We start from the raw sequence: 20,180 nt of genomic DNA on the forward strand, positions 1-20,180 counted from the left end.
GGGGCGTTCGGCGTTCCTCCGGCGGCCCATCACACTTGTAGGAGGTATGCATGGCCAGGGCTGACAAGGCCACCGCCGTCGCAGACATCGCAGAACACTTCAAGGCCTCGACGGCGACGGTTATCACCGAGTACCGCGGTTTGTCGGTGGCCAATCTCGCCGAGTTGCGCCGGTCGCTGGGGGAGTCCACCACCTACGCGGTGGCCAAGAACACCCTGATCAAGCGGGCGGCTTCGGAGGCCGGGATCGAAGGTCTCGACGAGTTGTTCGCCGGCCCGACGGCGATCGCGTTCGTCACCGGTGAGCCGGTGGACGCGGCCAAGGCGTTGAAGACCTTCGCCAAGGACCACAAGGCGCTGGTCATCAAGGGCGGCTACATGGACGGCCACCCGCTGACCGTCGCCGAGGTGGAGCGCATCGCGGATCTCGAGTCCCGCGAGGTGCTGCTGGCCAAGCTGGCCGGCGCAATGAAGGGCAACCTCGCCAAGGCTGCCGGCCTGTTCAACGCGCCCGCGTCGCAGATGGCCCGACTGCTGGCTGCCCTGCAGGAGAAGAAGGGCACGGAAGCGCCTGGCGAAGCACCCGCCGCCGAGGCAACGCCCGAAGCCGCCGAATAACCCCCACAAACCCGAGAAACTCAAGAAAACTCAGGAGGAAACACCATGGCAAAGATCTCCAGCGACGACCTGCTCGACGCTTTCAAGGAAATGACCCTGCTGGAGCTCTCGGACTTCGTCAAGAAGTTCGAGGAGACCTTCGAGGTCACCGCGGCCGCCCCGGTCGCCGTTGCCGCGGCCGGCGGTGGCGGTGGCGCTGCTCCGGCCGAGGCCGCCGAGGAGCAGTCCGAGTTCGACGTGATCCTCGAAGCCGCCGGCGAGAAGAAGATCGGCGTCATCAAGGTGGTGCGTGAGATCGTCTCCGGCCTGGGCCTCAAGGAGGCCAAGGACCTGGTCGACAGCGCCCCCAAGCCGCTGCTCGAGAAGGTCTCCAAGGAGGCCGCCGACGAGGCCAAGGGCAAGCTCGAGGCCGCCGGCGCCAGCGTCACCGTCAAGTAGTCATTGCGCAGAGGCCCCCGGAGCCGCAGGCACCGGGGGCTTCCGCGTGCCCGGCAGCGCTCAGCGGGCGGCGACCAGCGCCTGCCGCGACCGATGCACCAATTCAGGTGAATCACCCAGCGCGACAAGCAGATTCGTGGTCATCCCGGCGAGCACGGGCAACAGGGCCGACCCGTCGTCGCCGTAGAACCCGGCCAGCTCCAGCATGACGAAACCGTGGATCAGGGCCCAGAACTGGGCTGCCGTCGCCACCACGGCGGCGTCGTCATCTGCGGCGGATGCCGTGATCCGGCCGGCGAGCATCGACCGGTGCACGGCGCGCACGACATGGGCGAAGCTGGACTCCTGCTGTTCGATCTCGGCGAGCGTGAGGGTCAGCACGTTGCCGGCCGGGGCGTTGATGCCGTGCGCGCTGGTACTGCCGAACATCAGCCGGTACATGTGCGGCCGTTCGATCGCGTAACGCCGGTATGCGGCGCCGACGGCCATCAGGTCAGCCACCGGATCGTCGGTCTGCGGCACCGCCAGCGCGGCGCCGAATTGCCGCAACCCCTCTTCCGCGACTGCTGCGATGAGCTCGCGAATGCCGCCGAAGTGGGTGTAGACGGCCATCGTGGACGTTCCCGCGGCGCCGGCCACTTTGCGGGTTTGCAGCGCGTCGGGGCCATGGTCGTTGAGCAGCCCCACGGCGGCGCGCAGCAACTCGTCGCGGATGCTGCGCTGAGTGGCGGAGGAAGTCATCCTTGCCATCCTCTCATCAGCGGCGTACGGTTCCAATAACGCTGAAATAACAATGTTATAGGAGCTCAGCCATGACGGCGATGAAGACGGCCGAAATCCGGAACCCGTACCTCGAGGACTTTCTGGCGCCGGTTACGGCCGAAGTCACCGCCACCGATCTGCAGGTGACCGGTCAGATCCCCGAGCACCTGGACGGCCGCTATCTGCGCAACGGTCCCAACCCGGCGTCGGAGGTGAATCCGGCCACCTACCACTGGTTCAGCGGCGACGGGATGGTCCACGGGGTGGCGCTGCAGGACGGGCAGGCCCGCTGGTACCGCAACCGCTGGGTGCGCAGCGCAGCGGTGGCCGCCAAGCTCGGTGAGTCCGCTCCCGCCAGGCTGGATCCGCGGGCGGGTCTGCTGGCTCTGGGTGCCAACACCAGCGTGCTGGCACACGCCGGCCGCACGCTCGCTCTGGTCGAGGGCGGAGTCGCCAACTACGAACTCACCGAGGACCTCGACACCGTCGGGACCTGCGACTTCGACGGCACCCTGTACGGCGGCTACACCGCCCACCCGCACCGCGATCCGCACACCGGCGAGCTGCACGCCGTGTCCTACTCATTCGCCCGCGGGCGAACCGTGCAGTACTCGGTGATCGACACCCGCGGACGGGCCCGCCGCACCGTCGACATCCAGGTAGGTGGGTCGCCGATGATGCATGATTTCTCACTCACTGACAAGTATGTGGTCATCTACGACCTACCGGTCACGTTCGACCCCAGGCAGGTGCTGCCGGTCAAGTTCCCGCGCTGGCTGGGCGTGCCGGCTCAATTGGTGATCCAGTCGCTGGTGGGGCGCGTACGGGTGCCGAGTCCGATCGCCGCCCGGATGAACAGCAACCCCAAGCCGACCGACCGCATGCCCTATGCGTGGAACCCGAAGTATCCGGCACGCATCGGGGTGATGCCGCGGGAAGGCTCCAACCGGGACGTGCGCTGGTTCGATATCGAACCCTGCTACGTCTACCACCCGCTCAACGCTTACTCCGAAATCCGCAACGGCTCCGAATACCTGGTGCTCGACGTGGTGAGTTACGCGCGGATGTTCGACCGCGACCGCCGGGGCCCCGGGGACACTCAACCCATGCTGGAGCGCTGGACCATCAATTTGGCCACCGGGTCGGTGTCCACCGAACGTCGCGACGACCGGCCGCAGGAGTTTCCCCGGATCAACGAGACCCTGACGGGCGCGCGGCACCGGTTCGGCTACGCCGTCGGCGTGGATGACGGCTATCTCGCCCAGGAGCAGGGAACGCCGATGGTGACCGCCCTGTACAAGCACGACTACGCGACCGGGTCGAGCCAGGTTGCACCGCTGGATCCCGAACTTGTGATCGGCGAGATGTCGTTCGTCCCGAACCCCTCGCCCGGGGCAGAGGACGACGGTGTCCTGATGGGTTACGGCTACCACCGCGGCCGCGACGAGGGCCAGTTGCTGCTGGTCGATGCCCAGACGCTGCAAACGGCGGCCACCGTGCACCTGCCGCAGCGGGTACCCATGGGATTCCACGGCAACTGGGCGCCGGCGCAATGACGCGGCTGATCAGGTCGCCCTGCAGATCGTTATCTTTGCAACCCTGATGTAGCGCACCGGGCGTGCGCTACAGTGACTCAAGCCACACGGGGCCTGGTGGCGAATTTGCGCGTTGACGGAAGGATTTCCCATGGGCGTCAGCATCGAGGTCAACGGACTCACGAAGTCCTTCGGATCCTCGAGGATCTGGGAAGACGTCACGCTCGAGATCCCTTCCGGGGAGGTCAGCGTCCTCCTGGGCCCGTCGGGTACCGGCAAGTCGGTTTTCCTCAAGTCCCTGATCGGTCTGCTGCGTCCGGAGCGGGGCTCAATCATCATCGACGGCACCGACATCATCGAGTGCTCGGCGAAAGAGCTGTACGAGATCCGCACTCTGTTCGGCGTGCTGTTCCAGGACGGCGCGCTGTTCGGTTCGATGAACCTCTACGACAACACCGCCTTCCCCTTGCGTGAGCACACCAAGAAGAAGGAAAAGGAAATCCGCGACATCGTCATGGAGAAGCTGACGATGGTGGGTCTCGGTGGGGACGAGAAGAAGTTCCCCGGTGAGATCTCCGGTGGTATGCGCAAGCGTGCCGGCCTGGCCCGGGCCCTGGTGCTGGACCCGCAGATCATCCTCTGCGACGAGCCCGACTCGGGTCTGGACCCGGTCCGTACCGCGTACCTGAGCCAGCTGATCATGGACATCAACGCCCAGATCGACGCCACCATCCTCATCGTGACGCACAACATCAACATCGCCCGGACCGTGCCGGACAACATGGGCATGCTCTTCCGTAAGCACCTGGTCATGTTCGGGCCCCGCGAAGTGCTGCTGACCAGCGATGAACCGGTGGTGCGGCAGTTCCTCAACGGCCGCCGTATCGGGCCTATCGGTATGTCCGAGGAGAAGGACGAGGCCACCATGGCCGAGGAGCAGGCCGCGCTCGACGCCGGCCAGCACGCCGGTGGTGTGGAGGAGATCGAGGGCGTGCCGCCGCAGATCGTGGCATCGCCCGGCATGCCCGAACGTAAAGCCGTCGCCCGCCGTCAGGCCCGGGTGCGGGCGATGTTGCACACGTTGCCCAAAGACGCGCAGGCGGCCATCCTCGAGGACCTCGAAGGCACCCAGGCGCCGGCGCACGGGTTCTGATCCCGGGCCCGGACGCCACGCGTTCGGGGAACCAACCGCGCCCACGGCTTGCGCTCGGATTGATTCTTTTACGCCGGAATCGGTTTGTTATGCCGCTCGCCAGGGGTTGGCGCCGCTCCCAGTTCACCGGGTGGGGTGCCCCGTCAATTCACCACAACTTCCCACAACTTGCCGCGCGCACCCCTTGACGACGAGGCCCAAACGGGTCAATCTGTTGGGCAGCATGTGTCGTATCTGTCCACGGGCAACTCGAGGTCGCCAGCCAGCGCCGTCAGTCGCCATAAGTCCGAGGACGAAGGTATGACTGCTAGTTGTTGTGGGTATTTGAGGAATGCGCGCGTCTGCGCTATCGTTGGACGTTGCGCTGGCTACTTCCTGCCCACCTCACAATCGCCTCTTGGCCGCTAAAGACATCGTGGTCTTAGCCTGAGCTCCACAACCCGTGGCTCAGCTATTCAGTTGCGTGCGTGAGACCCGGACAGTTCGTCCGCCAGCCGAACCGACACAATTATCTGCGGCGAACAGGCTTTGGTGGGCACCGGGTCACACCGGCTCTCACGGCCCCTACCAGGGTTTCTCGTACGTCGCACGAGGTGCTGGAAGGATGCATCTTGGCTGATTTCCGCCAGAGCCCGAACAACTCCGTACCTGGGGCGCCGAACCGCGTTTCTTTCGCCAAGCTCCGTGAACCGCTTGAGGTTCCGGGGCTGCTTGACGTTCAGACCGACTCTTTCGAGTGGCTGATCGGCTCGCAGGGTTGGCGGGAGCGTGCGCTCGAGCGCGGCGAGGTCAGCCCCAAGGGCGGCCTCGAAGAGGTGCTCGACGAGCTCTCACCGATCGAGGACTTCTCCGGCTCGATGTCGCTGTCGTTCTCCGACCCGCGCTTTGACGAGGTCAAGGCGCCGGTTGACGAGTGCAAAGACAAGGACATGACCTACGCGGCTCCGCTGTTCGTCACGGCGGAGTTCATCAACAACAACACCGGTGAGATCAAGAGCCAGACGGTGTTCATGGGTGACTTCCCGATGATGACCGAGAAGGGCACCTTCATCATCAACGGCACCGAGCGTGTCGTCGTCAGCCAGCTGGTCCGCTCGCCGGGTGTGTACTTCGACGAGACGATCGACAAGTCCACCGAAAAGACGCTGCACAGCGTGAAGGTGATCCCCAGCCGCGGCGCCTGGCTGGAGTTCGATGTCGACAAGCGCGACACCGTCGGCGTGCGTATCGACCGCAAGCGCCGCCAACCCGTCACCGTGCTGCTCAAGGCCCTGGGGTGGACCAACGAGCAGATCCATGAGCGGTTCGGTTTCTCCGAGATCATGATGGGGACCTTGGAGAAGGACAACACCGCCGGCACCGACGAGGCGCTGCTGGACATCTACCGCAAGCTGCGACCGGGCGAACCGCCCACCAAGGAGTCCGCGCAGACCCTGCTGGAGAACCTGTTCTTCAAGGAGAAGCGTTACGACCTGGCCCGGGTGGGCCGTTACAAGGTCAACAAGAAGCTCGGCCTGCATGTCGGCGATCCGATCACCAGCTCGACGCTGACCGAAGAGGACGTCGTCGCCACCATCGAGTACCTGGTCCGCCTGCACGAGGGCCAGCACACGATGACGGTTCCGGGCGGCACCGAGGTGCCGGTGGAGACCGACGACATCGACCACTTCGGCAACCGCCGGCTGCGCACCGTGGGCGAGCTGATCCAGAACCAGATCCGGGTCGGCATGTCCCGGATGGAGCGCGTCGTCCGCGAGCGGATGACCACCCAGGACGTCGAGGCGATCACGCCGCAGACCCTGATCAACATCCGGCCGGTCGTGGCCGCGATCAAGGAGTTCTTCGGCACCAGCCAGCTCTCGCAGTTCATGGACCAGAACAACCCGCTGTCGGGTCTCACCCACAAGCGGCGTCTGTCGGCGCTGGGACCGGGTGGTCTGTCGCGTGAGCGTGCGGGTCTGGAAGTGCGTGACGTCCACCCGTCGCACTACGGCCGCATGTGCCCGATCGAGACCCCGGAAGGTCCGAACATCGGTCTGATCGGCTCGCTGTCGGTGTACGCGCGGGTCAATCCGTTCGGCTTCATCGAGACGCCGTACCGGAAGGTCGTGGACGGGGTGGTGTCCGACGAGATCCACTACCTGACCGCTGACGAGGAGGACCGCCACGTCGTGGCGCAGGCCAACTCGCCGATCGACAACGACGGCCGCTTCATCGAGCCGCGTGTGCTGGTCCGCCGCAAGGCGGGCGAGGTCGAGTACGTGCCCTCCTCCGAGGTGGACTACATGGACGTCTCACCGCGCCAGATGGTGTCGGTGGCCACGGCGATGATTCCGTTCCTCGAGCACGACGACGCCAACCGTGCCCTGATGGGTGCCAACATGCAGCGCCAGGCGGTTCCGCTGGTCCGCAGCGAGGCACCGCTGGTGGGCACCGGGATGGAGCTGCGGGCGGCGATCGACGCCGGCGACGTGGTGGTGGCCGAAGAGGCCGGCGTCATCGAAGAGGTGTCGGCGGACTACATCACCGTCATGCATGACACCGGCACCCGGCGTACCTACCGGATGCGCAAGTTCGCCCGATCCAACCACGGCACCTGCGCCAACCAGTCGCCGATCGTGGACGCCGGGGACCGGGTGGAAGCCGGCCAGGTGATCGCCGACGGCCCGTGCACCGAGAACGGTGAGATGGCCCTGGGTAAGAACCTGCTGGTGGCCGTCATGCCGTGGGAGGGTCACAACTACGAGGACGCCATCATCCTGTCCAACCGCCTCGTCGAAGAGGACGTGCTGACCTCGATTCACATCGAGGAGCACGAGATCGACGCCCGCGACACCAAGCTGGGCGCCGAGGAGATCACCCGGGACATCCCGAACGTCTCCGACGAGGTGCTGGCGGACCTGGACGAGCGCGGCATCGTGCGCATCGGCGCCGAGGTCCGGGACGGCGACATCCTGGTCGGCAAGGTCACCCCGAAGGGTGAGACCGAGCTGACTCCGGAGGAGCGGCTGTTGCGCGCCATCTTCGGTGAGAAGGCCCGCGAGGTCCGCGACACCTCTCTGAAGGTGCCGCACGGTGAGTCCGGCAAGGTCATCGGCATCCGGGTGTTCTCCCGCGAGGACGACGACGAGCTGCCCGCCGGCGTCAACGAGCTGGTCCGGGTCTACGTCGCCCAGAAGCGCAAGATCTCCGACGGCGACAAGCTGGCCGGACGGCACGGCAACAAGGGCGTCATCGGCAAGATCCTGCCGGTGGAGGACATGCCGTTCATGCCGGACGGCACCCCGGTGGACATCATCCTGAACACCCACGGTGTGCCGCGACGGATGAACATCGGCCAGATCCTGGAGACCCACCTCGGGTGGGTGGCCAAGGCCGGCTGGAACATCGAGGGTGCCCCGGACTGGGCGGCCAACCTGCCGGAGGACCTGCGGCACGCTGCGCCGAACCAGATCGTGTCGACCCCGGTGTTCGACGGCGCCAAGGAAGAGGAGCTGCAGGGCCTGCTGTCCTGCACGCTGCCCAACCGCGACGGCGACGTGATGGTCAACGGCGACGGCAAGGCCGTGCTGTTCGACGGGCGCAGCGGTGAGCCGTTCCCGTACCCGGTCACGGTCGGCTACATGTACATCATGAAGCTGCACCACCTGGTGGACGACAAGATCCACGCCCGCTCCACCGGCCCGTACTCGATGATCACCCAGCAGCCGCTGGGCGGTAAGGCGCAGTTCGGTGGCCAGCGATTCGGTGAGATGGAGTGCTGGGCCATGCAGGCCTATGGCGCGGCCTACACGCTGCAGGAGTTGTTGACCATCAAGTCCGACGACACCGTCGGGCGGGTGAAGGTCTACGAGGCCATCGTCAAGGGCGAGAACATCCCCGAGCCGGGGATTCCGGAGTCGTTCAAGGTGCTGCTCAAGGAGTTGCAGTCGCTGTGCCTCAACGTCGAGGTGCTCTCCAGCGACGGTGCGGCGATCGAGCTGCGCGAAGGCGAAGACGAAGACCTTGAGCGGGCCGCGGCCAACCTCGGAATCAACTTGTCGCGCAACGAATCCGCGTCTGTCGAGGACCTTGCCTGATCTTCTTAGGAACCAGCTTTTCAGTCACTAAACCCGCAAGGGGAAAGGGAGTTACGTGTTAGACGTCAACTTCTTCGATGAACTCCGAATCGGCCTGGCGACCGCGGAGGACATCCGTCAGTGGTCCTACGGCGAGGTCAAGAAGCCGGAGACCATCAACTACCGCACGCTCAAGCCCGAAAAGGACGGCCTGTTCTGCGAGAAGATCTTCGGGCCGACTCGCGACTGGGAGTGCTACTGCGGCAAGTACAAGCGGGTGCGCTTCAAGGGCATCATCTGTGAGCGCTGCGGTGTCGAGGTGACTCGGGCCAAGGTGCGCCGTGAGCGGATGGGGCACATCGAGCTGGCCGCCCCGGTGACTCACATCTGGTACTTCAAGGGCGTGCCTTCGCGCCTGGGGTACCTGCTGGACCTGGCCCCCAAGGACCTGGAAAAGATCATCTACTTCGCCGCCTACGTGATCACCGCGGTCGACGACGAGATGCGGCACAACGAGCTGTCCACGCTCGAAGCCGAGATGGTGGTGGAGCGCAAGGCCGTCGAGGATCAGCGCGATGCCGACCTGGAGGCCCGCGCGCAGAAGCTGGAGGCCGACCTGGCCGAGCTGGAGGCCGAGGGCGCCAAGGCCGACGCCAAGCGCAAGGTGCGGGACGGCGGCGAGCGCGAGATGCGTCAGCTGCGCGACCGCGCCCAGCGCGAGCTGGACCGGCTGGAGGACATCTGGAACACCTTCACCAAGCTGGCCCCCAAGCAGCTGATCGTCGACGAGAACCTCTACCGCGAGCTGCAGGACCGCTACGGCGAATACTTCACCGGTGCCATGGGCGCGGAGTCGATCCAGAAGCTGATCGAGAACTTCGACATCGACGCCGAGGCCGAGAACCTGCGTGAGGTCATTCGTAGTGGCAAGGGCCAGAAGAAGCTTCGTGCCCTCAAGCGCCTGAAGGTGGTCGCCGCCTTCCAGCAGTCGGGCAACTCGCCGATGGGCATGGTCCTGGACGCCGTCCCGGTGATCCCGCCGGAACTGCGCCCGATGGTCCAGCTCGACGGTGGCCGGTTCGCCACCTCAGACCTCAACGACCTGTACCGTCGCGTGATCAACCGCAACAACCGCCTCAAGAGGCTGATCGACCTCGGTGCGCCCGAGATCATCGTCAACAACGAGAAGCGGATGCTGCAGGAGTCGGTGGACGCGCTGTTCGACAACGGACGGCGCGGCAGACCTGTTACGGGGCCGGGCAACCGGCCGCTGAAGTCGTTGTCCGATCTGCTCAAGGGCAAGCAGGGCCGGTTCCGTCAGAACCTGCTCGGCAAGCGCGTCGACTACTCGGGCCGTTCGGTCATCGTGGTCGGCCCGCAGCTCAAGCTGCACCAGTGCGGTCTGCCCAAACTGATGGCGCTCGAGCTGTTCAAGCCGTTCGTGATGAAGCGGCTGGTCGACCTCAACCACGCGCAGAACATCAAGAGCGCCAAGCGGATGGTCGAGCGTCAGCGTCCGCAGGTGTGGGACGTCCTCGAAGAGGTCATCTCCGAGCACCCCGTGCTGCTCAACCGCGCACCCACGCTGCACCGATTGGGCATCCAGGCCTTCGAGCCGATGCTGGTGGAGGGCAAGGCCATTCAGCTGCACCCGTTGGTGTGTGAGGCGTTCAACGCCGACTTCGACGGTGACCAGATGGCGGTGCACCTGCCGCTGAGCGCGGAGGCTCAGGCCGAGGCGCGCATCCTGATGCTGTCGTCGAACAACATCCTGTCGCCCGCCTCAGGCCGCCCGCTGGCCATGCCGCGACTGGACATGGTGACCGGGCTGTTCTTCCTGACCACCGAGGTTGCCGGCGACAAGGGTGAGTTCCAGCCCGCGTCGACCGACCAGTCGGAGACCGGTGTCTACTCCTCGCCGGCCGAGGCCATCATGGCCGCCGACCGCGGGGTGCTTTCGGTACGGGCGAAGATCAAGGTGCGGCTGACCCAGTTGCGTCCGCCGGCCGAGCTGGAGGCCGAGTTGTTCGGCGCCAACGGCTGGCACCCCGGCGATGCCTGGGTCGCCGAGACGACGCTGGGCCGGGTGCTGTTCAACGAGCTGCTGCCGCTGGGCTACCCGTTCGTGAACAAGCAGATGCACAAGAAGGTGCAGGCCGCGATCATCAACGACCTGGCCGAGCGTTACCCGATGATCGTGGTCGCGCAGACCGTCGACAAGCTCAAGGACGCCGGCTTCTACTGGGCGACCCGGAGCGGCGTCACGGTCTCGATGGCCGACGTGCTGGTGCCGCCGCGCAAGAAGGAGATTCTGGACGCCTACGAAGAGCGCGCGGAGAAGGTCGAGAAGCAGTTCCAGCGTGGCGCGTTGAACCACGACGAACGCAACGAGGCCCTGGTCGAGATCTGGAAGGAAGCCACCGACGAGGTCGGTCAGGCGCTGCGGGAGCACTACCCGAGTGACAACCCGATCATCACGATCGTGGAGTCGGGCGCCACCGGTAACTTCACCCAGACCCGAACGCTGGCCGGCATGAAGGGTCTGGTGACCAACCCCAAGGGTGAGTTCATCCCACGCCCGATCAAGTCTTCGTTCCGCGAGGGCCTGACCGTGCTGGAGTACTTCATCAACACCCACGGGGCTCGAAAGGGCTTGGCGGACACCGCATTGCGTACCGCCGACTCCGGCTACCTGACCCGTCGTCTGGTGGACGTCAGCCAGGACGTGATCGTGCGCGAGCACGACTGCCAGACCGAGCGCGGCATCGTCGTCGAACTGGCCGAGCGTCAGCCCGACGGAACCCTCATCCGCGACCCGTACATCGAAACCTCGGCGTACGCACGGACTCTGGGTGCCGACGCGGTCGACGAGGCCGGCAATGTCGTCGTCGCGCGCGGTGAGGACCTGGGCGACCCGTCGATCGAGGCCCTGCTGGCGGCGGGGATCACGCAGATCAAGGTGCGTTCGGTGCTGACCTGCACCACCGGCACCGGAGTCTGCGCCACCTGCTACGGACGCTCGATGGCCACCGGCAAGCTGGTCGACATCGGCGAGGCCGTCGGCATCGTGGCCGCCCAGTCCATCGGTGAGCCCGGCACGCAGCTGACCATGCGTACCTTCCACCAGGGTGGTGTGGGTGAGGACATCACCGGCGGTCTGCCGCGTGTCCAGGAGCTGTTCGAGGCCCGGATCCCGCGTGGGAAGGCACCGATCGCCGATGTCACCGGCCGGGTGCGGCTCGAGGACGGTGAGCGCTTCTACAAGATCACCGTCGTTCCCGACGACGGCGGCGAGGAAGTGGTCTACGACAAGCTGTCCAAGCGTCAGCGCCTGCGGGTGTTCAAGCACGAGGACGGTTCCGAGCGGGTGCTCGCCGACGGCGACCACGTCGAGGTGGGCCAGCAGCTGATGGAAGGCTCGGCCGACCCGCACGAGGTGCTGCGTGTGCAGGGCCCGCGTGAGGTGCAGATCCACCTGGTCCGCGAGGTCCAGGAGGTCTACCGGGCTCAGGGTGTGTCGATCCACGACAAGCACATCGAGGTGATCGTGCGCCAGATGCTGCGCCGCGTGACCATCATCGACTCGGGCTCGACGGAGTTCCTGCCCGGCTCGTTGATCGACCGTGCGGAGTTCGAGGCGTCCAACCGCCGGGTGGTGGCCGAAGGCGGCGAGCCCGCCGCCGGCCGTCCGGTGCTGATGGGTATCACGAAGGCGTCGCTGGCCACCGACTCGTGGCTGAGCGCGGCGTCGTTCCAGGAGACCACGCGAGTGCTGACCGATGCGGCGATCAACTGCCGCAGCGACAAGCTGCAGGGTCTGAAGGAGAACGTGATCATCGGAAAGCTGATCCCGGCCGGTACCGGTATCAACCGCTACCGCAACATCCAGGTGCAGCCGACCGAGGAAGCCCGGGCCGCCGCGTACACGATCCCGTCGTACGAGGACCAGTACTACAGCCCGGACTTCGGTCAGGCGACCGGTGCCGCGGTTCCGCTGGACGACTACGGCTACAGCGACTACCGGTAATTATCGCGAGCAGACGCAGAAGCCCCCATTTCCTCCGGAAATGTGGGGCTTCTGCGTCTGTTGGCACATCCCCATCCAAGCGGCTATCCACAGTACGTCCCACCAGGCTCACTTCTGGCAGATGTCGTCGCGCACTCTTCGTCATCATCCGGTCCATGGACATCGAAAGTGCTCTGCGGGCCAACGGCGGACTCGCGACGACTGGCCAGTTGCTGACCACCTTGACTCGCAAACGCCTGGCATGGCTTGTGAAATCCGGCAAGCTGATTCGGGTCTGTCACGGTGTCTACGGCCTACACGAACCGGACGTGTTCGAGCAGTTGGCTGCCCTGGACCTGCTTGCCCGTGAACCGATCGTCGCCTGCATGAGTACCGCCGCGGCACTGTACGGCTTTGACACCGAGGGTAATTCGCGCCTGCACATCCTCGACCCGGGAGTGCGCATGCGGCCGTCCGCGGGTCTCATGGTGCATCAGCGAGTCGGCGCACCGCTTCGACGTGTGGAGGGCCGGCTGGCGACCGCGCCGTCTTGGACAGCGATCGAGGTCGCACGGTCTTTGCCGCGGCGACGCAGTCTCGCCACGCTGGACGCTGCCTTGCACGTCAGGGCATGCAGCAGAGGCGAACTCGACGCGGCGATCCGCGAGCAGAGGGGCCGACGCGGCATCGTCAGAGTGCGGGAGTTGATTGTGCACGCTGACGGGCGCGCCGAGTCGCCGATGGAAAGCGAGACGCGACTGGTGTTCATCGACAACAAGGTTCCCAAGCCCGACCTGCAGCACAACATCACCGACGACTACGGCAAGCTCTGGCGTGTCGACTTCGCCTGGCCCGAGGCCATGGTCTACGCCGAGTACGACAGTGTGCGGTGGCATTTGGGCCGCGAAGCCCTCTTGCACGACCGGCTGAAAACCGCGCGACTACAGGAATGCGGCTGGCTTGGGATACCGATCACCGTCGACGACGTGCGCGGCGACCCCGTCGGGCTTGCCGACCGTCTGAAATATCACCTGGCGAACAGACGCAAAGGCGCCCAATTAAGCGCCTGAATTAGGGGCTTTAACGTCTGCTCGCGCCAAACTTAGCCCACCGCGAACTCGTGCGTGGTCGCCTGAAAGGGTTCGAGCCTGCCGTAGCTGTCGCGGGCCATCCCATGATGGACGATGCGGTAATGCCCGGGCGCGGCATCGTCGGGAATGTCCCACCGGATCCGCACGTGTGACCCGCTGCGTCCTTCGCGCTGCCACTCGAAGGTGGTCGACCAGTCGCCGTCGTCGGCCACTCGGACCCATCGGTCACCCGCGAGGCGGACCACTTCGAGAAAGGTCCGGTTGCGGTGGACGTCGTTGCTGGGCGAGGCGCTGGCGAACACGGTTTCCACCGACTCGCCCGGGTGATAGATCGCGGCGGGCGCGGCGACGATCGCGCCGAACGAGCCGGTGTCTGCCGGGGCGGTGCGCAGCCAGCTTGGTGGCCTGCGGGACCGGGGGCCGGCCGTGTGCGGTACCGGACGGCCGTCCCGCATGGCTTCGGCGAGCCCGGCGACGGTCTGCATGAGCGCCGGTAACTCCCAGCGCCCGAACAGGGTGCTGCCGCCCTCGTACCGCTGTTCCAGATACTCCTCCGGAGTGGTCACGTAATGGATGTAGGCGTTGCAGTAACCCATGCACAGCACGTCATCCAGATCGGCGCCGACAATCGACGCCACCGTGCGACGCAATCTGAGTCCCGAGACGATCGTCGGTTCGCCGGGGATGCTGATCAGATAGAGGCGCCCGATCCGCAGCAGCTGCACCGGAACGATCTCCTGAATGAACGGCTGCAACCGGTTGAGTGCGTGCGCCGGGATCACCATGCCCTTGGGCTCCTGCGCCGCACGCAGCTTCCCCGCAATCCGGTAGATACCGCGGGAAAGCTTGTCCCAGAAAGGGTTTCGTCCCTGGTGAAAGCCGCTGAAGCCCTCGCCCTCGTCGGTCCCGGCGAACATCGCGGCGGCGATCATGGGCCGCCCGGTGCGGTGCTCCCGGCCGTCGGGGGTGTACTCGCCGCGGACCGACACGTTGCTGAGATCGACGTAGGTCAGCCGGGAGTCGACGTCGGTGCCGATGGGTGTCCCGGTGTCGAGTTGGGCGAGAGCGTCGCTGAACTGAGACAGGCCGATGTGCCGGGTGTTCTCCAATTCGTCTCGGGCCCTTGACGGTCCGTATGCGACGGGTCCTTCGATGTGCGGGCTCATGTCGCCGGGGTTGGTCTGGGCGAACGCGGCGATGAAGTCGGGCTGGCCGGCGAGGTAGTCCGCGCCGCGGATGGTGCGCTCCCAGTGATAGGCGGCGAAACCCTTGTTGTCTGAGGAGATGAGCAGGTTGCGATTGGTCATGCTGGTGCCGTGGGTGGGAAAGAAATGGATTGTGCCCACGGTTTTGTCGCCGCGATTGAGCTGCACCAGCGTGGTGTGGGGATCGATGCGGCCAGGGAAGTGTTCCCGGTCGGATGCCGGGTTGCGGTCGAAGGCGGCCGGTGAGCGGTTGATGCTGGCCCCGCGCAATTCCCCGTGCGACAGCGTCACCTGTGCGGGCGCGAGATCGGCATGGGCGTGCTGCACCGACTCGACGATGCCGTCGACGATGGCCGCAAAGGTCGCCGGCCGGAAACCGCTGGTCGACAGGTTGTACAGCAGGTGTCCGCAGTAGCCGCCGGGCCCGGAGTGGGTGTGGGTCGTGGTGATCACGGTGTTCTGCGCCGTATAGGTGTTGCCATACGACTTCATCAGTCGCCGTATCACCTCGTCGGTGACGTTCTGCGTCGGCAGCGGCAGTTCGGCCACGACCACCAGGACCCGGGCGCCGTCTGCCGGAGCCGCGAACACGAAGGCGCGCGACCGCAGCCGCAGGTGGATACCCGCGGTGCGCTGTTCGGTCTTGCCGTAGCCGAGCATGCCGCAGTCGGCGGCCTCGCCGGTGATGTCGGAAATGCCTCTCCCCACCGAAAGTCCGACCGCAAGCGTTGCCTCGTCCGTCACGCTCAACACCATATGCTCCGAATTGCGCAGGGCAGCCTCACTAGACTGGTTGAGTGCTCATCGGTTCACATGTCCGCCAAGACGACCCCCTCGCCGCCGCTCAGGCAGACGGTGCCGACGCGGTACAGTTCTTCCTCGGCAATCCACAGAGCTGGAAGAAACCGAAGCCGCGCGACGACGCCGAGGTGCTGAAAACGTCCAGCATTCCGCTGTATGTGCATGCCCCGTATCTGATCAATGTCGCGTCGGCCAACAACCGGATCCGGATTCCGTCACGCAAGATCCTGCAGGACACCTGCGATGCCGCGGCGGCGATCAACGCGACGGCCGTGATCGTGCATGGCGGTCATGCGGACGACAACGACATGGAGGCCGGCTTCGAACGCTGGGTGAAGGCGTTGGATTATCTGGAATCCGACGTGCAGATCTATCTGGAGAACACCGCGGGCGGCGATCATGCGATGGCCCGCTACTTCGACACCATCGGCAGGCTGTGGGATCGCATCGGCGACAAGGGAGTCGGCTTCTGTCTGGACACCTGCCACGCGTGGGCGGCGGGTGAGGAACTGATCGACGCCGTGGATCGCATCAAGGCGCTGACTGGCCGTATCGACCTGGTGCACTGCAACGACTCCAGGGATGCTGCGGGTTCCGGGGCGGACCGGCACGCCAACTTCGGCGCCGGCCAGATCGACCCCGAGTTGCTTGTGGCCGTCGTCAAGGCCGCGGACGCCCCAGTCATCTGCGAGACCGCCGACGAGGGCCGCAAGGACGACATCGCATTCCTGCGCGACAGCATCATCGCTTGAGGGCTGTGCGCCGGCTAGCCCCTGACACGCGGCTCTGACAGCTCGGCCGCCTCGAGCCCATCGAATTCCATTGGCTGGCTGCACAACTCGCGCGCCTCGTCGGCCGATAGCCCGAACATCCGCAGCAGGTCCGCAGTGACCTGGTCGGCGGCCTGGGCGGCGTCCCGCTCAGGTTCAGCTTGTACCAGCTGTCCGAGCCCGAGCAACGCCCCGGCGGCGACCGCCATCGCCAGTCTGGGGTCGGCTACCTGAAACCTTCCGCAGGCGCTCGCCGCGGCGATGTCGCGCCTGGCCCGCGGCGCCAGCCCCCGGTCGGCGGTGATGAGTTCCAGTCCGTGATTGAGGACCATCCGGCTCTCCGGACGCCGAAACATGCGCCCGGTCAGCCGGAAACTGAAGGCGAATACCGCGGCTGGATCGTCTATCGACGCCGTCAACGCATCGAGCAGCGCGCCGTGCGCATCAAGGGCGGTATCGATCGCGGCGTCGAACAGCTGCTCTTTGCTCTCAAAGTGGTTGTAGAAAGAGCCGATCCCGACATCGGCGGCCTGGCAGATGTCCTGGATCGGCACGTGCGGAGTGCCCTCGGCCATGAACTCCTGCGCAGCCGTGATGAGCGCCGCGCGGGTGCGCTGCTTGCGCCGTTCAATGCGATTGGCCGGCTTGTCGACGGTCTCCAACGTTTCGCTCCACTCTGCGAATGCTTCATGGAAGCTTACCTCATCTCTGACGATTCACTCAGTTAATCCTGGGCTGATAATCGTTCTTGAATGAATATATCTTCAGCACGTTCGGTTCGCGCGTGTTCGTGAAAGGGCCGGTGGTCAATATGGCGATACGCAACGTCTCCCGCAGCGCATCCGCCGTGACGACGATGTCACATTGGGCCTATGCCGAACCGCAACGGATTACCGAAGGACTGCAAGACGGCCTGATCGCCGCAGTGCTTGCAGCCGCGCGAGTTTTATGAAGGCCCAGCTATTTTGGCCATGTTGGCCACCTGGCAGTGGTCTGCATCTGTTCGATACCGGGCACTTCTGGCCGTTCGAGACACCGCAGGAGACGGTGGACGTACTGGGCTCATTCTGCGATCGGGTGGTCGAGCGGTCGGCGTAGCGATGCAGACCGGCCATTACACCTATTGTGCGGTTGTCGGAGAAATGTAACATTGGTGCCATGCCAGATACGCACGTCGTGACCAACCAGGTCCCACCGCTGGAGAACCACAACCCGGCGTCCTCGCCCGTCCTCATCGAGGCCCTGGTTCGCGAGGGCGGCCAATGGGGTCTGGATGAGGTGACCGAGTTGGGGGCCATCTCGGGCAGCCGCGAGGCGCAACGTTGGGGTGAGTTGGCCGACCGCAACCGGCCCGTGCTGCACACCCACGACCGGGTCGGCCACCGCGTGGATGAGGTGGAGTACGACCCGGCCTACCACGAACTGATGCGCACCGCGATCGCCCACGGCCTGCACGCCGCGCCCTGGGCCGACGAGCGGCCGGGCTCGCACGTGGTGCGCGCCGCCAAGACGTCGGTCTGGACGGTCGAGCCGGGCCACATCTGCCCGATCTCGATGACCTACGCCGTGGTGCCCGCGCTGCGCTTCAACCCGGAATTGGCGGCGGTGTACGAGCCGCTGCTCACCAGCCGGGAATACGACCCGGAGCTGAAGCCGGCCGCCACGAAGGCCGGTATCACCGCGGGCATGTCCATGACCGAGAAACAGGGCGGCTCCGATGTGCGCGCAGGCACCACCGAGGCGTCTCCCAACGCTGACGCCACCTACCGCCTGCGGGGCCACAAGTGGTTCACCTCGGCGCCGATGTGCGACATCTTCCTGGTGCTCGCCCAGGCGCCGGGCGGACTGTCCTGCTTCATGCTGCCGCGCATCCTGCCCGACGGGACCCGCAACCGAATGTTCCTGCAGCGGCTCAAAGACAAGCTGGGCAACCACGCCAACGCTTCCAGCGAGGTCGAGTACGACGGTGCCACCGCGTGGCTGGTCGGGGAAGAGGGCCGCGGCGTGCCGACCATCATCGAGATGGTCAACCTCACCCGCCTGGACTGCACCCTGGGCAGCGCCACCAGCATGCGCACCGGCCTGACCCGCGCCATCTACCACGCGCAACATCGAAAGGCGTTCGGCGCCTACTTGATTGACCAGCCACTCATGCGCAACGTGCTGGCCGACCTGGCGGTGGAGGCCGAGGCGGCCACCATGGTGGCGATGCGGATGGCCGGGGCCACCGACAAGGCCGTCCGGGGCGACGAGAGGGAGGCGCTGTTGCGCCGCATCGGGTTGGCGGCCAGCAAGTACTGGGTCTGCAAGCGATCCACGCCGCATGCCGCAGAAGCGCTGGAATGCCTGGGCGGCAACGGTTACGTCGAAGATTCCGGCATGCCGCGGCTCTACCGCGAAGCCCCGCTGATGGGTATCTGGGAGGGCTCGGGCAACGTCAGCGCCCTGGACACGTTGCGCGCCATGGTCACTCGGCCCGAGTCCGTCGAGGTGCTGTTCGACGAATTGGCCCAGACCGCGGGCCAGGACGCCCGGCAGGACACCCACGTCGAGCGGTTGCGCCGGCAACTGGCCGATCTGGACACCATCGAGTACCGCGCCCGCAGGGTGGCCGAGGACATCTGCCTGGCGCTGCAGGGCTCGCTGCTGGTGCGCCACGGCCATCCGGCGGTCGCCGAAGCTTTCCTGGCCACCCGGCTGGAGGGGCAGTGGGGCGGAGCGTTCGGCACCATGCCCAGCGGTCTGGACCTGACGCCGATCATCGAGCGCGCGTTGGTCAAGGGATGAGGGGACGCTGGTGACGCACGCGATCAGGCCCGTCGACTTCGACAACCTGAAAACCATGACCTACGAGGTGACCGATCGGGTGGCACGGATCACCTTCAACCGCCCCGAGAAGGGCAATGCGATCGTGACGGACACGCCCCTGGAGCTTGCCGCGTTGGTGGAACGCGCCGACCTCGATCCCGCTGTGCACGTGATATTGGTGTCCGGCCGCGGGGACGGCTTCTGCGGGGGCTTCGACTTGTCGGTCTATGCGGAGCAGTCCTTTTCGGCGGGGGGCGACGGCGGCTACCGCGGTACGGTTCTGGACGGCAGAACCCAGGGCATCAACCACCTGCCGAACCAGCCGTGGGATCCGGTGATCGACTACCAGATGATGAGCCGGTTCGTGCGCGGCTTCTCCAGCCTGATGCACGCCGACAAACCGACGGTCGTCAAGATCCACGGCTACTGCGTGGCCGGGGGGACCGACATCGCGCTGCACGCCGATCAGGTGATCGCCGCCGCCGACGCGAAGATCGGCTACCCGCCGACCCGGGTCTGGGGTGTGCCGGCCGCGGGCCTGTGGGCACACCGGCTGGGCGACCAGCGCGCCAAACGGCTGCTGTTCACCGGTGACTGCATCACCGGCGCGCAAGCAGCCGAGTGGGGCCTTGCGGTCGAAGCACCCGATCCGGCGGACCTCGACGAGCGCACCGAACGGCTGGTCGCCAGAATCGCCGCGTTACCCGTCAACCAGCTGGTGATGATCAAACTCGCGCTCAATTCCGCGCTGCTGCAGCAGGGTGTCGCCACCAGCCGGATGGTCAGCACCGTCTTCGACGGGGTGGCCCGGCACACGCCGGAAGGGCATGCGTTCGTCGCCGACGCGGTCGAGCACGGCTTCCGCGACGCGGTCCGGCACCGCGACGAACCGTTCGGCGATTACGGCCGGCAAGCGTCCCAGGTGTAACGCCATGA

The 20,180-nt window shown here is 65.9% G+C and carries 14 protein-coding genes; 11 read left to right on the forward strand and 3 right to left on the reverse strand.

Going from position 1 to position 20,180, the window contains the following annotated elements:
- Positions 1-50: 50 nt before the first annotated feature.
- Positions 51-617, forward strand: a complete 567-nt coding sequence (gene rplJ / locus AC5Y7D_RS18515; protein WP_499926490.1) for a 50S ribosomal protein L10 — start codon at positions 51-53, stop codon at positions 615-617.
- A gap of 45 nt (positions 618-662) precedes the next feature.
- Positions 663-1,055 carry a 50S ribosomal protein L7/L12 gene (rplL, locus tag AC5Y7D_RS18520; RefSeq protein ID WP_499926492.1) on the forward strand — a complete coding sequence of 131 codons (393 nt, stop codon included), beginning with the start codon at positions 663-665 and terminating at the stop codon, positions 1,053-1,055.
- 60 nt (positions 1,056-1,115) lie between these two features.
- Here rplL and AC5Y7D_RS18525 read toward each other — a convergent pair whose 3' ends face one another.
- A complete protein-coding gene (locus AC5Y7D_RS18525) occupies positions 1,116-1,796 on the reverse strand; it encodes a TetR/AcrR family transcriptional regulator (protein ID WP_499926494.1) in 681 nt (226 codons plus the stop codon).
- 71 nt (positions 1,797-1,867) lie between these two features.
- On the opposite strand from AC5Y7D_RS18525, the gene AC5Y7D_RS18530 reads away from it, so the two are divergent.
- The 5 genes from AC5Y7D_RS18530 to AC5Y7D_RS18550 all read left to right on the forward strand — a co-directional run bounded on the left by AC5Y7D_RS18530 (position 1,868) and on the right by AC5Y7D_RS18550 (position 13,639).
- The gene (locus AC5Y7D_RS18530; protein ID WP_499926495.1) at positions 1,868-3,373 is read left to right on the forward strand and encodes a carotenoid oxygenase family protein; all 1,506 of its coding nucleotides are present in this window, start codon (positions 1,868-1,870) and stop codon (positions 3,371-3,373) included.
- 130 nt (positions 3,374-3,503) lie between these two features.
- Positions 3,504-4,505: an ABC transporter ATP-binding protein gene (locus AC5Y7D_RS18535; RefSeq protein ID WP_499926497.1), complete on the forward strand. Its 1,002-nt coding sequence runs from the start codon at positions 3,504-3,506 to the stop codon at positions 4,503-4,505.
- 593 nt (positions 4,506-5,098) lie between these two features.
- On the forward strand, positions 5,099-8,584 hold the full coding sequence (rpoB, locus tag AC5Y7D_RS18540) for a DNA-directed RNA polymerase subunit beta (RefSeq protein ID WP_499926498.1): 3,486 nt from the start codon (positions 5,099-5,101) through the stop codon (positions 8,582-8,584).
- Positions 8,585-8,639: 55 nt separating this feature from the next.
- Complete coding sequence (locus AC5Y7D_RS18545) at positions 8,640-12,590, forward strand: DNA-directed RNA polymerase subunit beta' (protein ID WP_499926500.1); 3,951 nt, start codon at positions 8,640-8,642, stop codon at positions 12,588-12,590.
- Between the two features lie 155 nt (positions 12,591-12,745).
- Complete coding sequence (locus tag AC5Y7D_RS18550) at positions 12,746-13,639, forward strand: type IV toxin-antitoxin system AbiEi family antitoxin (protein WP_499926502.1); 894 nt, start codon at positions 12,746-12,748, stop codon at positions 13,637-13,639.
- Between the two features lie 32 nt (positions 13,640-13,671).
- Here AC5Y7D_RS18550 and AC5Y7D_RS18555 read toward each other — a convergent pair whose 3' ends face one another.
- Positions 13,672-15,609: a neutral ceramidase gene (locus AC5Y7D_RS18555; protein WP_499926504.1), complete on the reverse strand. Its 1,938-nt coding sequence runs from the start codon at positions 15,607-15,609 to the stop codon at positions 13,672-13,674.
- 53 nt (positions 15,610-15,662) lie between these two features.
- Between AC5Y7D_RS18555 and AC5Y7D_RS18560 the strand changes: the two genes are divergently transcribed.
- A complete protein-coding gene (locus AC5Y7D_RS18560) occupies positions 15,663-16,418 on the forward strand; it encodes a deoxyribonuclease IV (RefSeq protein ID WP_499926506.1) in 756 nt (251 codons plus the stop codon).
- Positions 16,419-16,432: 14 nt separating this feature from the next.
- Here the strand turns inward: AC5Y7D_RS18560 and AC5Y7D_RS18565 are convergent, their stop codons facing one another.
- Entirely contained in the window at positions 16,433-17,098 is a 666-nt protein-coding gene (locus AC5Y7D_RS18565; protein ID WP_499926508.1) for a TetR/AcrR family transcriptional regulator, read from the reverse strand.
- A gap of 86 nt (positions 17,099-17,184) precedes the next feature.
- On the opposite strand from AC5Y7D_RS18565, the gene AC5Y7D_RS18570 reads away from it, so the two are divergent.
- The 3 genes from AC5Y7D_RS18570 (at position 17,185) to AC5Y7D_RS18580 (ending at position 20,172) form a co-directional block, all read left to right on the forward strand.
- Positions 17,185-17,388, forward strand: a complete 204-nt coding sequence (locus AC5Y7D_RS18570; protein WP_499926510.1) for a hypothetical protein — start codon at positions 17,185-17,187, stop codon at positions 17,386-17,388.
- 206 nt (positions 17,389-17,594) lie between these two features.
- Positions 17,595-19,223 (forward strand): acyl-CoA dehydrogenase family protein, encoded by a 1,629-nt coding sequence (locus AC5Y7D_RS18575; protein WP_499926512.1) that lies wholly within the window; start codon positions 17,595-17,597, stop codon positions 19,221-19,223.
- Positions 19,224-19,233: 10 nt separating this feature from the next.
- Positions 19,234-20,172: a crotonase/enoyl-CoA hydratase family protein gene (locus AC5Y7D_RS18580; protein WP_499926514.1), complete on the forward strand. Its 939-nt coding sequence runs from the start codon at positions 19,234-19,236 to the stop codon at positions 20,170-20,172.
- The last annotated feature ends 8 nt before the right edge of the window (positions 20,173-20,180 follow it).

Source organism: Mycobacterium sp. NGS49, assembly GCF_059812565.1.